The organism is Rheinheimera baltica DSM 14885, assembly GCF_000425345.1.
Lineage (GTDB): Bacteria > Pseudomonadota > Gammaproteobacteria > Enterobacterales > Alteromonadaceae > Alishewanella > Alishewanella baltica.
Map to the genome: position 1 here is coordinate 59,077 of NZ_AUDG01000004.1, position 22,097 is coordinate 81,173.

Below are 22,097 nucleotides of genomic sequence, written 5' to 3' on the forward strand. Positions count from 1 at the left end.
CAGCTTACTCGCTGACGATGCTTACAAACTTACGGTTGTACTCACCTTTAACTTCAAATTTCACTTTACCTTCAGTTAAAGCGAATAAAGTATGGTCTTTACCGATACCAACGTTAGTGCCGGCGTGGAACTTAGTACCACGCTGACGCACGATGATGCTACCAGCTAAAACTGATTCGCCACCAAAACGCTTAACACCTAAGCGTTTAGCTTCTGAATCGCGACCGTTACGAGTGCTACCTACACCTTTCTTACTTGCCATGTGTCGATACTCCTGTTACGCGCTGATGCTGGTAATTTTCACTTCAGTGAACCACTGGCGGTGGCCCATCTGCTTACGTGAATGCTTACGACGACGGAATTTAACGATTTTAAGCTTATCGCCACGGCCATGATTGACCACTTCCGCTACTACTTTACCACCTTCAACTAAAGGTGCACCAATACTGATGTCTTCGCCATTAGCGACCATCAATGGTGTAAATTCGATTGTTGCGCCGGTTTCTAAGTCTAATTTTTCAAGACGTAGAGTTTGACCTTCCGTCACACGGTGCTGTTTGCCACCACTTTGGAAAACCGCGTACATAGTTAACTCCGTACAAAGCACGCCTACGCTTTTTAAGGGGCGTGTTAATTCAATTCACAGGGCGCGAATTGTACGCAATTTCCCCTACCCCCGCAAGTAGAAATATAAAAAAGATCATTGATGCAATAAAAGGATCCGGTTTTACTTTGGGAGTGCCTCACCGATGGTGTAGAATTAGCGGCATTCTAAGGTTTAAGCAGTTGTTTTTCATGACGCTCGAACAAATTCAGCAGCTATCTTCTGCCGATATGGCTGCGGTAAATAAACATATTTTCTCACAGTTGAACTCTGACGTAGCGCTAATCAATCAGTTGGGCATTTATATCGTTAACAGTGGAGGCAAACGCTTGCGGCCACTCCTGGCGGTGCTGGCAGCCAGAGCACTGGGATATGAAGGCAATGCTCACATTAGCGTTGCCGCTATTATTGAGTTTATCCACACCTCAACTCTGCTCCATGACGACGTAGTGGATGAGTCTACCTTACGTCGAGGTAAGCAAACAGCCAATGCCGTGTTTGGTAATCAGGCCAGTGTATTGGTAGGTGACTTTCTATATAGCCGCTCTTTTCAGATGATGGTATCGCTAAACAATATGCAAATCATGCACATTTTGGCTGATGCCACCAATGTTATTGCCGAAGGTGAAGTACTTCAGTTGATGAATGTCAATGATCCAGACACAACAGAGCAAAGCTACATGCAGGTTATTTACTGCAAAACCGCTAAGCTATTTGAAGCCGCCACCCAACTTGCCGCTATTATTACCCAACAACCTGAAGCTATCGTGAATAGCATGAAATTATACGGTATGCATCTGGGCACTGCGTTTCAGTTAATCGATGACGTATTAGATTATCAAGCTGATGCAGCAGAACTTGGCAAGAATATCGGCGATGATTTAGCAGAAGGCAAACCTACCTTGCCGCTGATACATGCTTTAAAGCATGGCACGGCAGCGCAAAAAGCCCTTATTAATGAAGCTATAGTAGAAGGTAACGGCATGCAGCATCTTGATGCTATTATGGCCGCATTACATGAAACTAACGCCTTTAGCTACACGCGTAAACTGGCAGAAGCCGAAGCTGAAAAAGCACGTAATGCGATATCTGAATTGCCCGAGTCACAATATAAGCAAGCGCTCCTCGCACTTGCTGACATCGCGGTATCGCGCAATCATTAAAACCTCTGTTGTATATTACCAAAATTAAAAAAGGCGCCTAGGCGCCTTTTTTAATTTAAAGCATAACTTAGTTATTCTTTACAAACTCTTCACCTAACGTGATATCGGCTTTTAAAGTGTCGAGCATATCAGCCATCGCTTTTTGCTCAAACGCACTTAACGTACCAATGGGCAGTAACGCTTCGACACCATTTTTGCCCAAAGTAATAGGTTGAGCAAAGAAACGTGCATGCTCACCGTCACCTTCTACATAAGCATATTCAGTAACTGCTTCGCCCTGTAAACCTCGGATTAACGATATACAAAAACGTGCAGCTGCCTGTCCCATTGATAAGGTTGCAGATCCGCCACCCGCCTTCGCTTCTACTACTTCAGTTCCTGCATTTTGAATACGGTGAGTCAGCGATGCTACTTCTTCATCACTAAAGCTAACGCCAGCGATTTGAGAAAGTAAAGGTAGGATTGTCGTACCACTGTGACCGCCAATTACAGGTACTGCAACTTCTGTTGGGTTTTTGCCTTTTAATTCACCAACAAAAGTTTCAGCGCGGATCACATCAAGCGTGGTCACACCGAATAAACGGCGTGCATCATAAGTACCGGCTTTTTTGAATACATCGGCCGCAATGGCTACTGTGGTATTTACCGGGTTAGTAATAATACCCACCAAGGCTTTAGGACACTGCTGTACTATGGCTTCTGCTAATGTTTTTACAACGCCAGCATTGATATTAAATAAATCTGAACGATCCATACCCGGCTTACGTGGCATACCAGCTGGGATCATTACTACATCAGCCCCTGCCAGCGCAGTATGCAAATCTTCTTTACCATAGCCGGTTACTTTGACAGCAGTAGGGATATGACTTAAATCAACCGCAACACCCGGCGTGACAGGCGCCAGATCGTATAACGCTAAATCTGTGCCCGCAGGTAAGTCTAATTTCAGCAATAACGATAATGCCTGACCAATACCACCGGCGGCACCTAAAACGGCAACTTTCATGATTATTTCCTTCGATAACGGTTGAATGAAAAACGCGCCAACAATACTGAAACCGCGCAGAAAATACAAATAGGTTAAGCCTAAAGTCTAAGCATTTTAGCGAATTTTAGTGTAGTTTACTTCACAAAGTGTAGCGAACAGTGAACTTTGCTAAAATAGAAGCATTAAATAAACAGGTATAGGCGTAGCATGACCAAACAAGCGAAACAAGAAGCATTAATCCAAGCGTTTAAAGCCCTATTGAAAACAGAAAACTTTGGCTCGCAAGGCGAAATAGTCGATGCGCTTAAAAATGAGAGCTTTGATAATATTAGTCAGTCGAAAGTCTCTCGCATGTTAAGCAAGTATGGTGCGGTTCGTACCCGTAATGCTCGACAAGAAATGGTTTATACCTTGCCACCGGAACTTGGTATTCCGACGACTAAAAGCCCTCTACGTCAATTAGTGCTTGATATTGAACACAACGATGTGATGATTATTATCCGCACTAGCCCTGGCGCGGCGCAGTTAATTGCTCGCTTACTCGACTCTGTTGGGAAAGCAGAAGGTGTGCTTGGTACCATTGCTGGAGACGATACCATTTTTATCGCGCCCATCAGCATCAAAAATATTGATTTCACGCTGAAGAAAGTGACAGAGCTATTTGAAAAAGTTTAGTCATCCAATGTGTTTAGTCTTTAGCTGATTGCTCAAGAAAGCTGATAGACGGTGCAAAAAAGGCAGCGCTTAATTCAACACGGTGATAATTCAGAAGTAAGTCAGGCCCCTTTGCATTTTCAGACAGTCCCAAACGTTGATGCAATCTCAATTTTAATGCTTCTGAAGTAGCGGCAAAATTAAGCTGAATGACACCTTGGCGCTGCAACTGATAAAACGGCATACTTTGTATCAATACTGTCGCTGCAGCGTTTAAATTTTGTATTGTAGCAAGATGACTACAAGGCAACTGCTGTATATTAGCTAAAGCTTTACCTGACACTTTGTCATAACCCATAATTTCTTCTTGTTCAGCTTGGCTCAACCGATGCCAAGCTGCCTGATCAAAACTTAAATGTTGAAAATATACATAACTCCCACCCGAAAATATGGGCTGCTGTGCCACATCGACTAAGGCGACTTGTCGCTTTATTCTGTTAGCTGGATTGTAAGGCGTATCAATGAAGCCTGTAAAATTACGACCATCAAGGTAGCGAAAGCCCTGCAATTGCTCCTGTACTTCAACTAGTCCTTGGAACAGTTGCAAAATTTGCTGACAAGCTATAGTGATGACGTCCAGCCTATCTGCGCGTACAACGATGAGTAAATCTATTGGTACGGGTGATAAATTAAATTCATCAACGGCTAAATCTGGAAAAGCATCTAGCATTGCGGGCCTGGCGTTTGGATATAATGAGCTCCAGAAATTAGAGCCTATAGCAACAATCCCCGTTAGCATGGCTTCTGAAAAATGTTCGGATAATCGGTCGAGCAATTGCGAAATAAGCGGCAGCTTGTAACGTAGCAACTTCTCCTGCCCGTCAAGGGCATTTAGCAGCAAATAACTTGCATGCAAATTTGCTTCTGCACATATCCCCAGCTGCTCTCTGGCCATATTAATTCCCTTTTAACTGTAGGCTACTCGTTTTTTAACAAACGACATCCAGTATGCCGCCGATATTGTGAGATATCTCTCACATTCGAGTGCGCTTAAACGCTATTTTACCGTTACCTCTGCAACGCCAAAAATAAGTATCTAACTGATTTTAATAACTATATTTTGAATATAGTCATCTTTACAATAATATTACAGTGAACTTATTCAAAAAAATGGCTCCCGCACTAACACCGAAGAGTTCATAATTAACTCGTCAAAGGATAGACCCCCACAGCAGGATGCTAAGGGTGTTACTGCAGGATGCAGCGTTTTGCTAGGATAGCACAAGGATGTAAACTGGACACGCTCAGGATGAGTAAGCTTTTTTCAGATTCTTCACAGGCGCTGAAACTTGCATGGAAGGTTTAGGAATCTCTCAGGATGAGAGCGCATTATACGGATGATAATGCATATGGATAGTAGGACAGGCAGGACGCTTTTGGAACACTCCAGGATGGAGCCAGGGATGACGTGCTAAGGACAGTATCGACAGGATGACGAAACAGGACCTTAGGTGGCCGCGCAGTGTGCGGCCCACCTTCTGCTCCACAAATCAGCAATTTACTCCCGCTTACAACAATCCCAAAATCTCCATTTCAAGTGGTTATTTTTGTTCTAACCTATTTTGATAAACAGAAAAATCAGGAACTTCGCGCTGATAATTTTGCTGGTATAAGTTGGAATGAACGATGAAGTCCGCCGTAGCCTGATTACACGCAACCGGTATATTCCATACCACAGCAAGTCGAATTAGCGCTTTTACATCCGGGTCATGCGGCTGTGATGATAATGGATCCCAAAAAAACACTAACCAATCTATTTTTTGTTCAGCAATCATAGCGCCAATTTGTTGATCGCCTCCTAGCGGTCCACTTGCTAAGCACACCACTTCTTGCTGTAGCACCTCAGCGACCATTTTGCCTGTCGTACCAGTGGCAACTAAATTTTTATTAATAAAGAACGCTTTGTGTTGGCCAACCCAATTTAGCAAAGCTTGCTTTTTACCATCGTGAGCGACTAATGCAATCGTTTTCACGTCTAGGCCTCCAGTTTGTAAAATCATAGCTTAGCGCGAAAAAAAAGCCCTGCATAGCAGGGCAAAACAACCAAGGTCCACGTATAACATCGTTATTGGTCAGCTAACATATGCACTTTTGGCGCTCTACATTACCTTTAACCACATAATTCTTTCAAGTTACTGATTTGATTCCACAATACGTTTCATCGCTGTCATATAACCACGTAATTTCTTTCCTACTGTCTCGACAGGGTGTTGACGTATAGCTTCGTTAACCGCAATCAGCTTGAGGTTATCAACACCATTGCTACCATTGATACCCTTGCCAAGGCACTCACTGCTTAAACCATTAACCAAATCTTTTAATAATGGTACTGCTGCATGAGAGAACAAGTAGCAACCGTATTCTGCCGTATCTGAAATCACCACATTCATTTCATATAAGCGTTTGCGTGCTATCGTATTAGCAATGAGTGGCGTTTCATGTAATGACTCATAATAGGCCGATTCAGCAACAATTCCGGCATCAACCATGGTTTCAAATGCCAACTCGACACCCGCCTTCACCATAGCAACTAACAATAAACCACGGTCAAAATAATCTTGCTCTGTAATTTTTTCATCTGATACCGGAGCCTGTTCAAAACCGCTACTGCGAGTTTGCTCACGCCATGTCAGTAGGTTTTTGTCGTCATTAGCCCAGTCCGCCATCATGGTACTGGAAAATTCACCACTTATAATGTCGTCCATATGCTTTTCAAATAATGGCCGCAATGTCGTTTTCAACTGCTCTGCAAGCTCAAAGGCTTTGATCTTTGCAGGATTACTTAAACGATCCATCATATTGGTAATACCGCCATGTTTAAGCGCTTCAGTAACGGTTTCCCAGCCGTACTGAATTAGCTTGGCGGCATAACCCGACTCCAGGCCATCTGCGACCATTTTATCGAATGCTAAAATAGCGCCAGTTTGCAACATACCACATAGGATAGTTTGCTCCCCCATCAGGTCCGACTTCACTTCTGCTACAAATGATGATTGCAACACACCGGCCCTGTCTCCCCCCGTTGCCGCTGCATACGCTTTGGCGATATCTAAGCCTTGTCCTTTGGGATCATTTTCCGGGTGTACTGCAATTAATGTTGGTACCCCAAATCCTCTTTTGTATTCTTCGCGAACCTCCGTGCCTGGGCACTTAGGCGCCACCATCACTACCGTAATATCAGGACGAATTTGCTTACCTTCCTCAACAATATTAAAACCATGAGAATAAGCCAAAGTTGCGCCTTGCTTCATTAATGGCATTACTGCGTCTACAACACTGCTGTGTTGTTTATCTGGAGTCAGATTTAATACCAGATCTGCTGTCGGAATTAACGCCTCATAGGTGCCAACGGTAAAGCCATTACTGTTAGCCTTTTCAAATGAAGCACGTTTTTCTGCAATGGCTTCAGTGCGCAGGGCATAGCTGATATTAAGGCCGGAGTCGCGCATGTTAAGGCCCTGGTTTAAACCTTGAGCCCCACAACCGACAATAACAATATTCCAGTCTTTTAATAATTCACAACCGTTGGCGAATTCAGACTTATCCATAAAACGGCACTGAGCTAACTGACTCAGCTGCTGACGTAAATTTAATGTATTAAAGTAATTGGCCATGCTACATCTCTAAAATTAGTTTCGTTGCTCAAACCGTTTGGTGAGCATAAGCAGTACGCGGTGTCTGCTTTAATAACGTCATATTAGCTGCTGGTTTCAATTGCGTGAAGTGATATATTTAGAAGTCTGTATTTCAATATATGAAACCATAAAGGCAACCTATGGATATTCGTAGTGCCCAACTTTTTCAACATTTAGCCAGTAGTTTAAACTTCAGCAAAACCAGTGAACAAATGTATGTCAGTGCCCCTACTCTGACCCGCGTAATTCAACGGTTGGAACAAGAGTTAGGTGCTGAACTGTTTTTTCGCGATAAACGCTCTGTTAAATTAACGGCCGCAGGCCAACGTTTTCAGCGTTTTGTGCGCCATTGGCTGGATGAGTGGCATCAACTTCAGGTTGATTTGCAGTTAGCGAGTGCGGAGCTAACTGGCGAAATTAGGTTGTACTGTACCGTAACTGCAAGCTACAGCCATTTACCAGCTATATTAGATAAGTTTCGTTTGATGTGCCCAAAGGCTGAAATCAAGCTCACCACTGGTGACGCAGCTTCTGCAATTGAGAAAGTAAGACTCGGTGATGCCGATATTGCGCTGGCTGCTCATCCGGCACATTTGCCTACAAACCTGGCTTTTAGGAGTATAGCTAGCCTCCCAGTCATGCTGATAGCCCCCAACATTCCATGTAAAGTAAATGACTTACTACAAGAACATCCTATTTCCTGGCATAAAATACCCATGATCATGCCGGAGCACGGTCCAGCGCGGGGCCGCTTTGATCGTTGGTTGCAAGACATGAACATTTCACCGCAGGTTGTGGCAAAAGTGGATGGCCACGAAGCGATGGTATCAATGGTCGCTCTGGGTACTGGCATTGCGCTGGTTGCTGATGCAGTGGTCATAAACAGCCCGGTAAAGGATCGGGTGCGTACGCTTGAATTAGATTACCGATTTGAAGCATTTGACTTGGGGGTGTGCATGCTGGCAAAACGGCAACATGAGCCGCTAATTCAGGCATTTTGGCAGGTTGCCACTGCTAAAAATTAATAGCAGTGGCGGTAATTGATTAATTAACGACTTTGTTTACTTAACGACTTTAAGGTGAGAGGCTTTTTTCGGTTTTGGTGGTTCAGGTAAATCTGAATCCTCCGCAAGCTCAGAGTTAAAAAACTCTGCCTCATCCTCTTCCTCTTCCAGCGTAAATACCGTGCCTGCGCCATTCTCGCGGGCATAAATCGCCAGCACAGCAGATACAGGAATAAACAACGCAAAAGGCTGACCGCCAAAACGTGCATTAAACGTAATAGCATCATTGCCTAACTGCAAATTTCCAACCGCGGAAGGTAACACATTAAGTACAATTTGACCGTTTTGAATAAATTGCGTTGGCACCTTTACCCCATTAGCAGTCGCATCAACAACAAGGTAAGGGGTGCAACTATTATCAACAATCCATTCATAAAACGCCCGAAGCAGATACGGGCGGTTTGCAGTCATCTTCATCACAACTTCATTCCTCTGCGAATTTCACGTTCTACATCACTTAGAGAGGCTTGAAACGCATCGCGTTCGAAAATGCGTGTCATATAGTTCTTAAGTTCTTTGCTACCAGGGCCTATTAACTCGATACCTAATAACGGCAAGCGCCATAATAATGCCGCCATGTAACAATCCACTAAGCCAAACTCTTCGCTCATAAAGAACGGGGCTTCATTAAACAATGGCGCGATGGACAACAAACCTTCTTTAAGTTCTTGTCGCGCACTCGCCGCTTGTTCGTCACCGTTCAGTACTAATGCAGCCAAACGATACCAGTCTTTCTCGATGCGATACATCATTAATCTGGCTTGACCACGAGCAACTGGGTACACCGGCATCAGCGGTGGATGCGGAAAACGTTCGTCTAAATATTCCATAATAATATTAGCTTGATACAACGCCAGTTCACGATCAAGCAAAGTTGGCAGGCTACCATACGGGTTAACTTCGTACAGGTCCTCCGGCAAATTATCTTGTGCGACCTGAAGAATATCGACAGTTACGCCTTTTTCAGCCAGTACTATGCGTACCTGATGGCTGAACATATCATCCGCTGATGAGAACAGTGTCATCACAGGGCGTTTATTGGCAGTGATCGCCATGTCTTCCTCCGGTAAAATAATAAACGGCAAAGGGGCGCTAAGGCCCCTGTAAACATATCTAGTTGAAATAACTAGTTAATGTACATCTTTCCAATATTCTTTCTTCAACAGATAAGCCAGTACAAAGAAAATAAGCAGGAATACCATAACTTTCACACCCAACTCACGGGATTCTAATTTGGTAGGCTCGCCAACATATTCAAGGTAGTTTACCAGATCTGCTACAGTACGATCATATTCTTCTGCACTAAGTTCACCGGTACCATCGGCTTTAATACCAACATAAACCTGTTTAGACTCGCCATCAACTAAGCGCGTTTCGTAAGTCTTCCGAGGTGTACCTTGAAGTTCTTGCAATACATGCGGCATACCAACCATTGGGAATACTTCATTGTTAACGCCAAACGGACGTGACGGATCAGCATAAAAACTACGCATATAGGTATATAACCAATCAGGGCCACGAACTCGAGCAACGTTAGTCAGGTCTGGTGGCGCAGCACCAAACCATTTTTCGGCATCTTTGGTCGCCATATTATTTTTAATATGGTCACCCACCTTTTCCCCTGTAAACATCAGATTTTCCATACCAACATCTTCTGGAATATCTAAGTCTCTAAAGGTACGTACATAGCGTTGATACTGCATTTGGTGACAACCCAAACAGTAGTTCTGAAAGATACGCGCACCATTTTGCAAAGAGGCTTTGTCTTTCAGATCAATCGGTGCCTTATCCAGATGGACAGCAGGACCAGCAGCCATCACCCAAGACGACGCTACTAATGCAATTACTGAAAATAAGTTCTTCATCATCAGGTTAACCTTACTGGTAATGGTTTAGTTTTTTCATTCTTGCTGTAGAACCACAACAGAATAAAGAAGCCAAAATATGTAAACGAGAAGATTTGTGCCAATAAGGTATAAAGACCTGTAGCAGGCAGAACACCTAACACGCCTAGCGCAACAAAGCTTACACAGAAATTAATCAGGTTTGCGGTATGCAACGCACTACGATAACGCACAGAACGAACTGAACCGCGGTCAATCCATGGCAATAGCGCTAAGGCTAAAATAGCCAGGAACATGAATATCGCGCCAAACAGTTGATCCGGAACGGCACGCAAAATGGCGTAAAACGGCGTGAAGTACCATACCGGTGCAATATGGGCTGGTGTTTTTAACGGGTTAGCCGCTTCAAAGTTAGGTGGTTCAAGGAAATATCCGCCGCCTTCTGGTAAAAAGAAAATAACCCAGGCAAAGATAAGTAAGAAACCCGCGACCCCAACTAAATCTTTCACTGTGTAGTAAGGGTGAAACGGTATAGCATCAACAATGATTTTCTTGCCACCTTTAGTAAAGTACTGGTGGAAGGTGAATTTCTTGTCTGCTTCAGTTTGCTCTACCGAACCATCATTTTCACGTTTTACGTCAATACCATCAGGGTTGTTTGAGCCGACTTCGTGCAATGCCATAATGTGTAGGAAAACCAGCACGACAAGCACTAATGGTAATGCGATAACATGCAGCGCGAAGAAACGGTTTAATGTAGCACCTGAAATAACATAGTCGCCGCGGATCCAGAGTGTTAAATCATCACCAATACCGGGAATAACACCAAATATCGAAATAATAACTTGAGCACCCCAGAACGACATTTGCCCCCAAGGTAACAAGTAGCCCATAAAGGCTTCAGCCATTAACACCAGGAAAATCAGCATACCGAAAATCCAGAGTAACTCACGAGGCTTTTGATAAGAGCCGTACATCATGCCACGCAGCATGTGTAGATAAACAACAACGAAGAACGCTGAAGCGCCAGTGGAGTGCATATAACGCAGCAACCAGCCATAATCCACGTCACGCATAATATATTCAACAGAAGCGAAAGCTCCGTCGGCTGAAGGCTCATAGTTCATCGTTAACCAAATGCCCGTTAGGATTTGGTTAACCAGTACTAACATGGCCAATGAGCCAAAAAAGTACCAGAAGTTAAAGTTTTTTGGTGCAGGATACTGCATTACGTGGAGATTCATTTTCTCCATGAAGGGTAAGCGGTATTCAATCCAGCTCATCAGGTTTTTAAACATCAGACGGTCCCCTCATCATCACCAATCAATATGGTATTGTCATCGGTAAACATGTACGGCGGGATCTGTAAATTTTTCGGCGCAGGTACACTTTGAAATACCCGACCAGCCATATCAAACTTAGAACCGTGACATGGGCAGAAGAAACCCGACGTGACGCCTTCAACCTGAGCCGCAAAGTCATCCGCGATATAGGTTGGAGAACAGCCAAGGTGAGTACAAATACCCACAGCAACAAAAATCTCAGGCTTTTTAGAACGATGGCGATTCTGGGCATACGCAGGTTGCTGCTCAATTTCAGACGCCGGGTCACGCAGTTTATCTTCATGCGTAGCCAGTTCATCCAGCATTGCTTGTGGTCGTTTAACAATCCATACCGGCTTGCCACGCCACTCAACCCGGATTAACTGACCAGGTTCAAGCTTACTGATATCCGCACTGACCGAAGCCCCAGCCTGCTTTGCCTTTTCACTTGGCATCCAGGACGCGACAAAAGGCACAGCAGCTCCGACAGCACCCACGCCCCCTACGACTGAGGTTGCAATGGTAAGGAAGCGGCGGCGACCTTGATCTACAGGCGCATTGCTCATCCACTCATCTCCACGTTAACGCTTAAACATAATTTAAGCGGCTGAATTTCAGCAATTATTATAAATCGAAAAATATCGCCGATCATAATGAAAAGCCCTGCTTTACACAAGGATTAAGGCAAACTGAATCGGTATTAAGTTATCTCATACACTTTAATTACGTAACGCAACCGCTACTAGACTCGATGAAGTAGCTAGAGTCGAAGTAAAAAAAAACCCGACAACGAGTGTCGGGTTTCTGTACTGTAATAAAACGATTAACGTTTTGAGTACTGTGGACGTTTACGTGCTTTACGCAGACCCACTTTCTTACGTTCAACTTGACGAGCGTCACGAGTAACGAAGCCTGCTTTACGCAGTGCAGGACGCAATGACTCATCGAATTCCATCAGTGCACGGGTAATACCGTGACGGATAGCACCCGCTTGACCGCTGATACCACCACCTTTAACAGTGATGTACAGGTCGAATTTCTCAACCATATCAACCAATTCTAATGGTTGCTTAACGATCATACAGGCAGTCTCGCGACCGAAGTACTCAGTTAACGCGCGCTGATTAACAACGATGTTACCTGAACCTGCTTTTAAGAAAACGCGGGCCGTTGAGCTTTTACGACGACCAGTTCCGTAATATTGATTCTGTGCCATGTTATGCTCCGATTAAATATCTAATACTTGCGGTTGCTGAGCAGCATGCTGATGCTCGGCGCCGGCGTAAACTTTCAACTTACGGAACATAGCGCGGCCCAGTGGACCTTTTGGTAACATACCTTTAATGGCAAGTTCCAAAACCATCTCAGGTTTTTTCGCGATCAATTTCTCAAAGCTGATTTCCTTAATGCCGCCAGGGAAGCCAGTGTGAGAATAATACATTTTGTTCTGTGCTTTGTTACCAGTTACAGCCACTTTTTCAGCATTAATAACGATGATGTAATCACCGGTATCAACGTGTGGAGTGTACTCTGGTTTGTGCTTGCCACGTAAACGGGCAGCAATTTCTGTTGAGATACGTCCCAGCGTCTTACCTGTCGCATCAACAACGAACCAGTCGCGTGTTACGCTTTCTGGCTTAGCAGTAAAAGTTTTCATTCTTTCAATCCAAAAAAATAACTTAGTTACACCTGACACAGTGCAGGGCTGATGCATCATGTGTCGTTAGCGTACCCCTTCGAGTACAAAACCACCGGGCTAACGGCAGTATTTAGGCTGTAACGTAGGCCGGGCGCGGATTATATATTAACCAACTTTAAAAATCAGCATTCTGTTGTAAATTTTCGACGTAATTTGCAAAAAATTACGGGATATGCGGCTTAGCCAAGTATTCACGGGATTGCATCTCTTGTAGTCTACTAATGCAGCGCTTAAATTCAAATGACAGAATACCATCTGAGTAAAGCTGCTCTAAGGCAACTTCGGCTGAGATGATCAAGGTAACATTGCGCTCATAAAATTCATCTACCAGGGCGATAAAACGCCGGGCAACATCGTCATTCTGACGTCCCATAAGTTTAACCCCTGATAGCAATACCGTATTGTAGCAGCGGCTTAACTCCATGTAATCATATTGACTACGGGCTGTTTCACACAACTGAGTAAACTCAAACCATACAACACCGTCAGCTTCAAAACGTGCATGCAACTTACGATTTACCACATCAATTTGGGCATCTTGCTGACGAGGTTCAACTGACAAGGCATTAAAATACTCGAGTAAATTTTTTTCTGCTGGTTCGTCTAGCGGAAAATGATAAATCTCCGCCTTTTCTAGTGTCCGTAATCGGTAATCAATACCACTATCTACGTTCACTATTGAACAATACTGCTTTATTGCAGCAATGGCAGGCAAAAAGCGCGCTCGCTGCAAACCATTCCGGTATAAACCATCGGGCTCAATATTCGACGTTGCGACTAATGTCATACCTCGGGCAAAGAGTGCCTGCATCAAGGTGCCCAGAATCATGGCATCAGTAATATCTGACACAAAGAACTCATCAAAACACAGGATGTCAGTTTCTTGTTTAAATATGTCAGCCACTTTTTCCAGTGGTGAACTGACACCTTTGAGTAGTTTAAGCTCTTCATGAACCCGATGCATAAACCGGTGAAAATGAATACGTAACTTGCGCTCCCCTGGCAGACACTCGTAAAATGTATCTACCAGATAGGTTTTGCCACGGCCAACACCACCCCAAAAATACAATCCCATTAATGGCTGAGGCTTGAGCTTTTCGCCGCGTAAACGCTGCCATAACGACAGTTGCTGTGGCTTTTGTTTGATATAATCGTTAAACAGGCGTTGCAGCTGCAAAACCGCAAACTCTTGTGCAGCGTCATGCTGAAAATCATCCCGCGTTAAGTCTTGCTGGTATTTTTGTAGTGGCGTCATGGGTATCTTACTTGAAAGCGACAGAGTTAAGCCCTTAATATCAGCAATAATAGTAACATGCCTTACCACTCTGGATAAGAAGTTAGGTTACACTATCTATAGATATTACCCCCCGCAGGAGTTGTTATGGAATATATGTACGCCGCAGCATGGCTTGGAGCAGGTTTAGTTATTGGGGGCATTATCGCCCGGCTGATCACCTTAAAGCAATTCGATAAGCATAAGTTGCAAACAGAACTTGATGAAAGTCAGGCCCAGTTGGCACAGTATCGGCAAGATGTGTCTACACATTTGGAAACTACCAACCAGTTAATGACACAGCTGCAGGATAATTATGCACGTATTGCACGGCATATTGCTGACTCTAAAATGCAACTGGTTGAACGGCCAACAGATTCTGTAAACCAAGAAATCAATTATTTGTCTGGCGATACCGCAGCCCACATTCGCCAATCTCTACATCAAATTGATGAAAAACGTCGTGTCTATTCTGCGGCGGAACAGCAACCGCGGGACTACTCGGGTGAAGCTAGTGGCTTAATTAAAGTTAAACAGAATACGAAAACCACAGAATAATTTGTTACACAATCTAAAATTATTGGCTGAACTTTTTCTATTTTTCAGCGCTCTTAGTCGCAACTTGTAAGAGGAGACTATGACGCTATGAATAAAAAATTGTCATTGCTTGGTGCTGCTGTAGCCGCCAGTTTGTTGTTGACAAACCCCGCTCCGGCAGAAGCAAAAATCCCATTTTTTTCTGGTGAACAGGAAATACCTACTTTAGCTCCCATGTTGGAGCAAACTACACCGGCAATTGTACATATATCGGTTGCCGGCAATCGTGAAGTTCGACAACGCTTACCTGAAGCTTTTCGCCATTTCTTTGGTCAACGTGGATCAAATGAATACAAGGAGGAGCGCCCGTTTAAGGGGCTTGGCTCAGGCGTAATTATTGATGCAGAAAAAGGCTATATCGTTACCAACAACCATGTAATTCAAGATGCTGATGAAATTGAAGTCAGGCTGAAAGATGGCAGAACATTTAGCGCGAAAAAACTAGGAGCCGACCCAGAAACTGATATCGCATTGCTCCAAATTGAGGCGAAGAAATTAGTCCAAATTACTTTGGCTGACTCTGACAAAACCCGCGTAGGCGATTTCGCTGTTGCCATTGGCAACCCGTTTGGATTAGAACAAACTGTAACATCCGGCATCATTAGTGCTCTAGGACGCGGTGGCTTAGGTATTGAAGGCTTTGAAGACTTTATACAGACGGATGCAGCCATTAACAGCGGCAACTCTGGTGGCGCTTTGGTCAACCTAAGAGGTGAGCTTATTGGTATCAATACCGCGATTCTGGGGCCTAACGGCGGTAATATTGGTATTGGTTTTGCGATACCGGCTAACATGATGAAAAACCTGGTAGACCAAATTATTGAGCATGGCGAGATTCGACGCGGTAGTTTGGGTATTCGTGGACAGGATGTTACGTCGGATTTAACAGAAGCAATGAATCTCAAAGTGAGCAGAGGTGCTTTTGTTAATGAAGTCATGCCTGACAGTGCTGCTGCCGAGGGGGGCTTGGAATCCGGTGATGTCATCATTAGCATGAATGGCAATAAAATCAATTCTTTCTTAGAGTTACGTGCCAAAGTAGGCACACTGGGCGCGGGCCGGGAAGCAAAGTTTGGCATTCTGCGCGAAGGTAAAGAGCGAACAATTACCGTTAAACTTAAGGAAGTGTCTACCAGTCAGGTAGCTGCCAGCCAGATGCATCCTATGCTTGATGGTGCAGAGCTTTCTAACGCAGAAGGCGGCGGAGTAAAAATTGACAGCATTGCTAACAATACCGCAGCTGAGCAAATAGGCTTACAAGCAAACGATGTGATAGTAGGCGTTAATCGACAGCGGATAGCCAATTTGGCAAAGCTTCGCAAAATGCTAGACAATCGCAGCGGAGTCGCTGCCTTAAATATCCGACGAGGCAACACTAATTTGTATGTGTTAATTCGCTGATAGCTAAGGTTTAAGCAGTAGCCAACGGCTACTGCTTAAACGATATTAATGCTATGCTAGCGTTACCTAAACATTGCTGAAACCTCATAACCCGTGACCAAATTCTTGTTCTTTCTGCTTAAAAGCATTGTCTATGGGCTTGCATTAGCCTTTATTCTGATGCTTTTTTTCCCATCGATGAATCAACTATCCACACTCCTTTTTGGCCGGGCTGATTCTGCAGAAGAACAGCACGCTGTAACCTATGCCAAAGCTGTACGTCGAGCTGCCCCTGCGGTAGTAAATGTTTACACACGTAGTACTTTGGTCGATCCGCGTTCATTACGGCCACGCACCATTGAGCGGCAAGAGCTGGGTTCAGGGGTCATTATGAGCGCGCAAGGATACATTCTTACAAATTATCACGTCGTTAACGGCGCTGACTATATAGAAGTGGCGTTGCAGGATGGTCGTACGCTTGAAGCCGTCTTAATTGGTCAGGATGAATTAACCGATTTAGCCGTACTGTATGTGCAGGCAGAGAATTTACCGGTAATACCGCAGCAACCCGAACTAGAGTCGCAAGTAGGTGATGTAGTACTTGCTATTGGCAATCCGTTGAATCTGGGCCAGACCATTACCCAGGGTATTATTAGTGCAAACGGTAATACCGGTTTAAGTTCGCGCGGTTATATCGATTTTATGCGTATGGATGCCGCCATCAACCGCGGCAATTCTGGCGGCGCCCTGGTCAATAGCAATGGTACATTAGTAGGCATTAACGCAGCAGCGTTTCAGTTAGAGAATCAGGATATACAAGGTATATTTTTTGCCATTCCTTACCAGTTAGCGCTAAATGTGATGAACAAACTGATTAAACATGGCCGGGTAACCCGCAGCCATCTTGGCGTTTCTGGTGATGCTGTAGTAAATGCTGCTGGCGATAGATTAATTTCCTCAGGACAACAACTCTATGGTCTTAGCATAACTGGAATTAATACCCATGGCCCTGCAGCTGAAGCAGGGTTACAAGTAGGGGATATTCTGCTAGAAATTGATGGTCAACACTTCAATAGCGTACCACAAGCATTAAACATGATTGCCGAAACCGCACCAAATACCAATCTTGCGTTAACGATAAATCGCAATGGCCAACAACTGACTGTGAATGCAATAACGCGAGAATTAAGGCGATAAAAAAACGCGGCTTATGCCGCGTTTACTCGTTCAATATTAGCGCCTAAACGCTTTAGTTTATCTTCTATTTGCTCATAACCACGGTCAATATGGTATATGCGATCCACTATCGTAGTACCCTCAGCAACAAGACCTGCAATCACAAGACTTGCTGAAGCGCGTAAATCTGTTGCCATAACTTGAGCAGCCATAAGCTTGTCAGTGTTCTGACACACCGCAGTATTACCTTCCAAATTGATTTTCGCGCCCATCCGCTGCAGCTCTGGAACATGCATAAAACGATTTTCAAAAATCGTTTCCGTTACCATACCTACACCTTCAGCTACCACATTTAGCACGGTAAACTGTGCCTGCATATCTGTCGGAAACCCTGGATGCGGGACCGTTTTCACCTTCACCGACTTTAGCACGCGCCCAGTCATATTTGCGCGGATCCAATCAGGACCTGTTGTAATATCTACACCTGCCTCACGCAGTTTTTCCAGCACCACTTCGAGTTCAGCTGGATCAGCGTTCCGGCATGTTACATCGCCACCGCTGACAGCCGCAGCTACCAAAAAGGTACCGGTTTCTATTCTGTCGGGTAGAACTTTATGATTACCGCCATGCAAAGACGTTACGCCTTCAATAACAATACTGTCAGTTCCTGCACCAGTAATTTTTGCACCCATGGTATTGAGGTATATTGCCAAATCGACCACTTCCGGCTCGCGCGCAGCATTATCGATGGTTGTCACTCCATCAGCTAACACGGCTGCCATCATCAGGTTTTCAGTGCCAGTAACACTGACCATCTCCATGATAATGTGCGCACCTTTAAGGCGGCTGGCTTTGGCTTTAATATAGCCATTTTCAACCACAATATCGGCTCCCATCTTGCGCAAGCCATCAATGTGCAAATTGACAGGACGCGCGCCGATGGCACAACCACCGGGTAAAGATACTTCAGCTTGGCCAAAACGGCTCAATAACGGCCCAAGTGCTAAAATAGACGCCCGCATTGTTTTCACAAGATCATAGGGCGCAAACTGATTTGACACCGGTCCAGCATCTACCTGAACTACGTTATCAGTAAAGTTAACGTTTGCACCAAACAACTGCAGAAGCTTCACTGTTGTTTCAATATCTTTAAGCTTAGGCACGTTGCTAATCGTGGTGGGTTTTTCTGATAACAAACTGGCAAATAGAATGGGTAAAGCAGCGTTTTTAGCACCAGAGATAATGACATCTCCGTGTAACGCCTGACCACCTGTAACTAAAAATTGCTGCATAAATTACTACATCGGAGGATTGAGGAGTTTTTCTCTACGCCATTGTTCAGGCGTAAAGGTCTTAATGCTGACGGCGTGGATAGAGCCATCTGCAATTGCCGACATAAGCGGCGCATATACCATTTGTTGTTGCTTGACACGGCTGACATCAGCAAAGCAGGTGCCCACTGCCGTAACGGCATAGTGTGACCCTTCTGCGCTGACCCTGACTTCAGTCAGTTGCAATTGCTCAGACAGCAATTGCTCTATTTGCTTGATATCCAATATAAAACCTTAATCACTAATAGGTAAGAGTGGACGCACGGCTGTAACATCTGCTAGTGATAGCAACTGCTTCGGCACATTAGACAACACTATTGATGTACCCTTTTCTTTCGCTTTAGACAGCTGATGTAATAGCCAGGCTAATCCTGCAGTGTCTATATTTTCCAACGCAGCAAAGTCGAACGTTACCGCAGTTGACGCGTTATTTAACAACATAAAGGGTGAATACTGCATTAACGTATCACGATTTAATACACCGGTAAAATGCAAAACATCACCTTGTTGTTGAATCTTCAGTGTCACTTTGCTTCTGCCTTGGTGATGGGTGCCTTGGCTTTTTCCTGTAATAACAACGTGACGCTGTTTAGTCCTTGCTGGCGAATAAGGTTACCCAGCTCGGCTCTTTTACTGTCTAATAAAGATATTCCTTCAGCAACCATATCGAATACCTGCCAACTTTCAGAGTCTTTTGCACGGCGCAGTTTAAAGTCAATATTGATATCAGGTTTACCTGGGTCAATAACCCGGGTTTTAACAACAATGATTTTTTGTTCTTCAATGCCACCTAACGCAGGCTCAATAATCACTTTCTGGTCGCGGTACTGGGTAAAAACGCCAGCATAGGTCGCCACCATATAATTTTGAAACGCATCAACAAACGCCAGGATGTCCTCACGCGGCGTCTTTCTCAAATCGGCGCTAGTACCAATAACCCTTAAAGCAGCGTATCGACTATCGATGTAAGGCACCAATTCTTCATTAACGATAACCCGCAAGACTTCTGGGTCGGCTGCGATATCTTGCTGTTGCCTGGCAATGCGGCTAAAGGTGTTATCTGCCAGCACCTCCATCATCTTGTATGGGTCGCTGTATGTTGGTGTATCAGCTCCAGCCTGGGGCATATAACTTAACGCAGCAAACACTGTCGCCAACAAATACTTATAAAATTTCATGATTAATTCCCGCGATTAAATAAGAACTGACCAATCAGCTCTTCTAATACCAGAGCAGACTTCGTGTCTTCGATGTAGTCACCGTCTCCCAGAATTTCAACTGTCTCATCGACAAAACCTGGTTGTAAACCCAAATATTGTTCCCCCAACAAGCCTGACGTCAGAATGGCCAGTGAACTCGTTTCCGGGAAATTACTGTAATCACTGTTAATGGCAATTGTGACAACCGGAGTATAGTAAGTGGTATCAAGTTCAATAGATGCAACCCGGCCAATAACCACGCCGCCAACTTTTACTGGAGAACGCACTTTCAAGCCACCAATATTTTCAAACTTGGCGCGAAGATTATAAGTATCACTACTCGCCCCCATTCCACTGTTTGCTACTTTCAGCGCTAAAATGAGGAATGCGCCTAGCGCCAAAACGATAAAGCCACCAACTAAAATTTCGATTTTCCGCGTGGTCATGTTATCCACCAAACATTATTGCAGTTAAAATAAAGTCAAAACCCAGTACAGCAAGTGATGCTGTCACTACAGTTTGCGTTGTGGCTGCACTGATCCCTTCAGAAGTGGGCACAGCGTCATAACCTTTGTGTAAAGCAATCCAGATCACAATTAGCGCAAATACGGCGCTTTTAATGATACCGTTCAAAACATCTTCATATAAATCAACATTTGCCTGCATTGCAGACCAATAACCACCACCGTCAACGCCAAGCCAATCAACACCCACAAGATGCCCACCTAAAATACCCACCGCGGTAAAAATTATGGCCAACAACGGTAGACTGATCACGCCAGCCCAAAAGCGCGGTGCAATTATGCGCCTGAGCGGGTCAACCGCCATCATCTCCATGCTGGATAACTGCTCTGTTGCTTTCATCAGGCCAATTTCCGCCGTCAAAGCACTACCCGCTCTACCGGCAAACAATAAAGCTGCAACCACAGGCCCAAGCTCGCGCAACAAACTTAGTGCCACCAGAGGGCCAAGCATTTGTTCCGCACCAAACTTCACTAACACGGTATAACCCTGCAGTGCTAATACCATACCGATAAACAAGCCTGAGACGAGTATAATGAGTAGCGACAACACCCCAATAACATAGAGTTGTTTAATTAATAGAGGAAAACCCTTACGAAAACTAGGTTTACCCAACAGCGCCCCAAATAGCATCACGCCTGCACGACCAAAACCGATAATACTGCCAATCGTCGCTGCACCAAGTTGTTGTAGTTTATCTGCAATCACTTAGCTAACTCCATCAACTCTTCCTCGTATGGCGCCGCTTTAAAATGAAATGGAACCGCACCATCGGCTTCACCTTGCAAAAACTGTTGCACTAACGGCGACGAGCTTTGCCGCAGTTGCTCTGGTGTACCGTGACCGATCACCGTTTGCTCAGCAACTACGTAGACATAGTCAGCAATGCTCATCACTTCCGTTACATCATGTGATACCACTACAGATGTCAGGCCTAATGCATTATTTAACGAGCGAATCAGGCGCACGATCACTCCCATAGAAATAGGGTCCTGCCCCGCAAACGGCTCGTCATACATGATTAACTCAGGGTCAAGTGCTATCGCTCTGGCCAGTGCAGCTCTTCGGGCCATGCCACCAGACAATTCTGCGGGCATCAAATCACGTGCACCGCGCAAACCTACGGCTTCAAGTTTCATTAACACAATTAGTCTAATAAGTGATTCAGGCAGCCTGCTGTGCTCTCGTATAGGAAAAGCAACATTGTCGAACACAGACATTTCGGTAAAAAGTGCCCCGCTTTGAAACAACATACTCATGCGCTTGCGCGCCTGATAGAGCGCACTACGGCTTAACTCCGGTATATTTTCGCCATCAAACAGAATCTTTCCGCTGTCTGGTTTTAGCTGCCCACCTATCAGCCTTAATAACGTCGTTTTACCAATGCCACTGGGGCCCATGATGGCAGTTACTTTACCGCGGGCAAACTGCATATTCATATCACGATAAATAGTCCGTTCGCCGCGGCTGAATGTCAGTTGCTGTATATCTATTAATATCTCTGACAAGTTAACTCTCTTTGCCTATCTCAAGGCTTTTTTAAAACTGCTACGCAATATACATACATCTATGTATGTTTTCAATGT

27 protein-coding genes are annotated in these 22,097 nt (G+C 44.6%); 6 read left to right on the forward strand and 21 right to left on the reverse strand.

The features are described from left to right. Positions 1 to 4 precede the first annotated feature (4 nt). Together rpmA and rplU are read right to left on the reverse strand one after the other, a co-directional pair. A complete protein-coding gene (gene rpmA, locus H595_RS0103375) occupies positions 5 to 262 on the reverse strand; it encodes a 50S ribosomal protein L27 (RefSeq protein ID WP_027669921.1) in 258 nt (85 codons plus the stop codon). Positions 263 to 277: 15 nt separating this feature from the next. Further along, a complete protein-coding gene (gene rplU / locus H595_RS0103380) occupies positions 278 to 586 on the reverse strand; it encodes a 50S ribosomal protein L21 (RefSeq protein WP_027669922.1) in 309 nt (102 codons plus the stop codon). 209 nt (positions 587 to 795) lie between these two features. Here rplU and ispB point away from each other — a divergent pair, with 209 nt between their 5' ends. Next, positions 796 to 1,767: an octaprenyl diphosphate synthase gene (gene ispB / locus H595_RS0103385; RefSeq protein WP_027669923.1), complete on the forward strand. Its 972-nt coding sequence runs from the start codon at positions 796 to 798 to the stop codon at positions 1,765 to 1,767. Between the two features lie 67 nt (positions 1,768 to 1,834). Here ispB and mdh read toward each other — a convergent pair whose 3' ends face one another. Then, positions 1,835 to 2,773 carry a malate dehydrogenase gene (gene mdh, locus H595_RS0103390; RefSeq protein WP_027669924.1) on the reverse strand — a complete coding sequence of 313 codons (939 nt, stop codon included), beginning with the start codon at positions 2,771 to 2,773 and terminating at the stop codon, positions 1,835 to 1,837. A gap of 189 nt (positions 2,774 to 2,962) precedes the next feature. Between mdh and argR the strand changes: the two genes are divergently transcribed. Further along, positions 2,963 to 3,430 (forward strand): transcriptional regulator ArgR, encoded by a 468-nt coding sequence (gene argR / locus H595_RS0103395; protein WP_027669925.1) that lies wholly within the window; start codon positions 2,963 to 2,965, stop codon positions 3,428 to 3,430. 13 nt (positions 3,431 to 3,443) lie between these two features. Here argR and H595_RS0103400 read toward each other — a convergent pair whose 3' ends face one another. The 3 genes from H595_RS0103400 to ilvC form a co-directional block, all read right to left on the reverse strand. Continuing rightward, positions 3,444 to 4,364: a Dyp-type peroxidase gene (locus tag H595_RS0103400; protein WP_027669926.1), complete on the reverse strand. Its 921-nt coding sequence runs from the start codon at positions 4,362 to 4,364 to the stop codon at positions 3,444 to 3,446. A 646-nt stretch (positions 4,365 to 5,010) separates the two neighbouring features. Beyond that, positions 5,011 to 5,442: a methylglyoxal synthase gene (locus H595_RS0103405; RefSeq protein WP_027669927.1), complete on the reverse strand. Its 432-nt coding sequence runs from the start codon at positions 5,440 to 5,442 to the stop codon at positions 5,011 to 5,013. 159 nt (positions 5,443 to 5,601) lie between these two features. Continuing rightward, a complete protein-coding gene (ilvC, locus tag H595_RS0103410) occupies positions 5,602 to 7,083 on the reverse strand; it encodes a ketol-acid reductoisomerase (protein ID WP_027669928.1) in 1,482 nt (493 codons plus the stop codon). 161 nt (positions 7,084 to 7,244) lie between these two features. Here ilvC and ilvY point away from each other — a divergent pair, with 161 nt between their 5' ends. Next, positions 7,245 to 8,129, forward strand: a complete 885-nt coding sequence (gene ilvY / locus H595_RS0103415) for an HTH-type transcriptional activator IlvY (protein WP_027669929.1) — start codon at positions 7,245 to 7,247, stop codon at positions 8,127 to 8,129. A 36-nt stretch (positions 8,130 to 8,165) separates the two neighbouring features. On the opposite strand, the gene H595_RS0103420 is transcribed toward ilvY, so the two are convergent. The 8 genes from H595_RS0103420 to zapE form a co-directional block, all read right to left on the reverse strand. Then, entirely contained in the window at positions 8,166 to 8,579 is a 414-nt protein-coding gene (locus tag H595_RS0103420) for a ClpXP protease specificity-enhancing factor (protein ID WP_027669930.1), read from the reverse strand. A 5-nt stretch (positions 8,580 to 8,584) separates the two neighbouring features. Continuing rightward, complete coding sequence (gene sspA, locus H595_RS0103425) at positions 8,585 to 9,223, reverse strand: stringent starvation protein SspA (protein ID WP_027669931.1); 639 nt, start codon at positions 9,221 to 9,223, stop codon at positions 8,585 to 8,587. Positions 9,224 to 9,298: 75 nt separating this feature from the next. Next, positions 9,299 to 10,036: a cytochrome c1 gene (locus tag H595_RS0103430; protein ID WP_037053553.1), complete on the reverse strand. Its 738-nt coding sequence runs from the start codon at positions 10,034 to 10,036 to the stop codon at positions 9,299 to 9,301. After that, entirely contained in the window at positions 10,036 to 11,310 is a 1,275-nt protein-coding gene (locus H595_RS0103435) for a cytochrome b (RefSeq protein ID WP_027669933.1), read from the reverse strand. The genes H595_RS0103430 and H595_RS0103435 overlap by 1 nt, the downstream gene beginning before the upstream one ends. After that, positions 11,310 to 11,900: a ubiquinol-cytochrome c reductase iron-sulfur subunit gene (gene petA / locus H595_RS0103440; RefSeq protein WP_027669934.1), complete on the reverse strand. Its 591-nt coding sequence runs from the start codon at positions 11,898 to 11,900 to the stop codon at positions 11,310 to 11,312. The genes H595_RS0103435 and petA overlap by 1 nt, the downstream gene beginning before the upstream one ends. Before the next feature lie 257 nt (positions 11,901 to 12,157). After that, complete coding sequence (rpsI, locus tag H595_RS0103445) at positions 12,158 to 12,550, reverse strand: 30S ribosomal protein S9 (RefSeq protein WP_027669935.1); 393 nt, start codon at positions 12,548 to 12,550, stop codon at positions 12,158 to 12,160. A gap of 12 nt (positions 12,551 to 12,562) precedes the next feature. After that, positions 12,563 to 12,991: a 50S ribosomal protein L13 gene (rplM, locus tag H595_RS0103450; protein WP_027669936.1), complete on the reverse strand. Its 429-nt coding sequence runs from the start codon at positions 12,989 to 12,991 to the stop codon at positions 12,563 to 12,565. A gap of 205 nt (positions 12,992 to 13,196) precedes the next feature. Further along, the gene (gene zapE / locus H595_RS0103455) at positions 13,197 to 14,288 is read right to left on the reverse strand and encodes a cell division protein ZapE (protein WP_027669937.1); all 1,092 of its coding nucleotides are present in this window, start codon (positions 14,286 to 14,288) and stop codon (positions 13,197 to 13,199) included. 126 nt (positions 14,289 to 14,414) lie between these two features. Here zapE and H595_RS0103460 point away from each other — a divergent pair, with 126 nt between their 5' ends. The 3 genes from H595_RS0103460 (at position 14,415) to H595_RS0103470 (ending at position 17,480) form a co-directional block, all read left to right on the forward strand. Next, on the forward strand, positions 14,415 to 14,864 hold the full coding sequence (locus H595_RS0103460; protein ID WP_027669938.1) for a Z-ring associated ZapG family protein: 450 nt from the start codon (positions 14,415 to 14,417) through the stop codon (positions 14,862 to 14,864). 87 nt (positions 14,865 to 14,951) lie between these two features. After that, complete coding sequence (locus tag H595_RS0103465; RefSeq protein WP_027669939.1) at positions 14,952 to 16,304, forward strand: Do family serine endopeptidase; 1,353 nt, start codon at positions 14,952 to 14,954, stop codon at positions 16,302 to 16,304. A gap of 93 nt (positions 16,305 to 16,397) precedes the next feature. Further along, complete coding sequence (locus H595_RS0103470) at positions 16,398 to 17,480, forward strand: trypsin-like peptidase domain-containing protein (protein WP_037053558.1); 1,083 nt, start codon at positions 16,398 to 16,400, stop codon at positions 17,478 to 17,480. 11 nt (positions 17,481 to 17,491) lie between these two features. Here the strand turns inward: H595_RS0103470 and murA are convergent, their stop codons facing one another. From murA to mlaF, 7 genes are read right to left on the reverse strand one after another with little or no spacing between them, the layout of a single operon-like run. Continuing rightward, complete coding sequence (gene murA, locus H595_RS0103475) at positions 17,492 to 18,751, reverse strand: UDP-N-acetylglucosamine 1-carboxyvinyltransferase (RefSeq protein WP_027669941.1); 1,260 nt, start codon at positions 18,749 to 18,751, stop codon at positions 17,492 to 17,494. A gap of 6 nt (positions 18,752 to 18,757) precedes the next feature. After that, on the reverse strand, positions 18,758 to 19,015 hold the full coding sequence (locus H595_RS0103480) for a BolA family protein (RefSeq protein ID WP_027669942.1): 258 nt from the start codon (positions 19,013 to 19,015) through the stop codon (positions 18,758 to 18,760). Positions 19,016 to 19,024: 9 nt separating this feature from the next. Continuing rightward, positions 19,025 to 19,318, reverse strand: coding sequence for an STAS domain-containing protein (locus tag H595_RS0103485; protein ID WP_027669943.1), 294 nt, complete (start codon positions 19,316 to 19,318; stop codon positions 19,025 to 19,027). Next, on the reverse strand, positions 19,315 to 19,968 hold the full coding sequence (locus H595_RS0103490) for an MlaC/ttg2D family ABC transporter substrate-binding protein (RefSeq protein WP_051219719.1): 654 nt from the start codon (positions 19,966 to 19,968) through the stop codon (positions 19,315 to 19,317). Before H595_RS0103490 ends, H595_RS0103485 begins: the two co-directional genes overlap by 4 nt. Positions 19,969 to 19,970: 2 nt before the next feature. Then, positions 19,971 to 20,435, reverse strand: coding sequence for an outer membrane lipid asymmetry maintenance protein MlaD (gene mlaD / locus H595_RS0103495; RefSeq protein WP_027669945.1), 465 nt, complete (start codon positions 20,433 to 20,435; stop codon positions 19,971 to 19,973). 1 nt (position 20,436) lies between these two features. Continuing rightward, positions 20,437 to 21,219 (reverse strand): lipid asymmetry maintenance ABC transporter permease subunit MlaE, encoded by a 783-nt coding sequence (gene mlaE / locus H595_RS0103500; protein WP_027669946.1) that lies wholly within the window; start codon positions 21,217 to 21,219, stop codon positions 20,437 to 20,439. Continuing rightward, the gene (mlaF, locus tag H595_RS0103505; protein ID WP_027669947.1) at positions 21,216 to 22,019 is read right to left on the reverse strand and encodes a phospholipid ABC transporter ATP-binding protein MlaF; all 804 of its coding nucleotides are present in this window, start codon (positions 22,017 to 22,019) and stop codon (positions 21,216 to 21,218) included. The genes mlaE and mlaF overlap by 4 nt, the downstream gene beginning before the upstream one ends. Positions 22,020 to 22,097 lie beyond the last annotated feature (78 nt).

Coding starts and splice junctions, on each gene's coding strand:
- H595_RS0103460 (WP_027669938.1), top strand. CDS start 14,415: ATGGAATATATGTACGCCGCAGCATGGCTTGGAGCAGGTTTAGTTATT.
- murA (WP_027669941.1), bottom strand. CDS start 18,751: ATGCAGCAATTTTTAGTTACAGGTGGTCAGGCGTTACACGGAGATGTC.
- petA (WP_027669934.1), bottom strand. CDS start 11,900: ATGAGCAATGCGCCTGTAGATCAAGGTCGCCGCCGCTTCCTTACCATT.
- ilvC (WP_027669928.1), bottom strand. CDS start 7,083: ATGGCCAATTACTTTAATACATTAAATTTACGTCAGCAGCTGAGTCAG.
- H595_RS0103400 (WP_027669926.1), bottom strand. CDS start 4,364: ATGGCCAGAGAGCAGCTGGGGATATGTGCAGAAGCAAATTTGCATGCA.
- H595_RS0103490 (WP_051219719.1), bottom strand. CDS start 19,968: ATGAAATTTTATAAGTATTTGTTGGCGACAGTGTTTGCTGCGTTAAGT.
- ispB (WP_027669923.1), top strand. CDS start 796: ATGACGCTCGAACAAATTCAGCAGCTATCTTCTGCCGATATGGCTGCG.
- H595_RS0103420 (WP_027669930.1), bottom strand. CDS start 8,579: ATGACTGCAAACCGCCCGTATCTGCTTCGGGCGTTTTATGAATGGATT.
- zapE (WP_027669937.1), bottom strand. CDS start 14,288: ATGACGCCACTACAAAAATACCAGCAAGACTTAACGCGGGATGATTTT.
- H595_RS0103435 (WP_027669933.1), bottom strand. CDS start 11,310: ATGTTTAAAAACCTGATGAGCTGGATTGAATACCGCTTACCCTTCATG.
- rplU (WP_027669922.1), bottom strand. CDS start 586: ATGTACGCGGTTTTCCAAAGTGGTGGCAAACAGCACCGTGTGACGGAA.
- H595_RS0103430 (WP_037053553.1), bottom strand. CDS start 10,036: ATGATGAAGAACTTATTTTCAGTAATTGCATTAGTAGCGTCGTCTTGG.
- rplM (WP_027669936.1), bottom strand. CDS start 12,991: ATGAAAACTTTTACTGCTAAGCCAGAAAGCGTAACACGCGACTGGTTC.
- argR (WP_027669925.1), top strand. CDS start 2,963: ATGACCAAACAAGCGAAACAAGAAGCATTAATCCAAGCGTTTAAAGCC.
- sspA (WP_027669931.1), bottom strand. CDS start 9,223: ATGGCGATCACTGCCAATAAACGCCCTGTGATGACACTGTTCTCATCA.
- mdh (WP_027669924.1), bottom strand. CDS start 2,773: ATGAAAGTTGCCGTTTTAGGTGCCGCCGGTGGTATTGGTCAGGCATTA.
- rpmA (WP_027669921.1), bottom strand. CDS start 262: ATGGCAAGTAAGAAAGGTGTAGGTAGCACTCGTAACGGTCGCGATTCA.
- rpsI (WP_027669935.1), bottom strand. CDS start 12,550: ATGGCACAGAATCAATATTACGGAACTGGTCGTCGTAAAAGCTCAACG.
- H595_RS0103465 (WP_027669939.1), top strand. CDS start 14,952: ATGAATAAAAAATTGTCATTGCTTGGTGCTGCTGTAGCCGCCAGTTTG.
- mlaD (WP_027669945.1), bottom strand. CDS start 20,435: ATGACCACGCGGAAAATCGAAATTTTAGTTGGTGGCTTTATCGTTTTG.
- ilvY (WP_027669929.1), top strand. CDS start 7,245: ATGGATATTCGTAGTGCCCAACTTTTTCAACATTTAGCCAGTAGTTTA.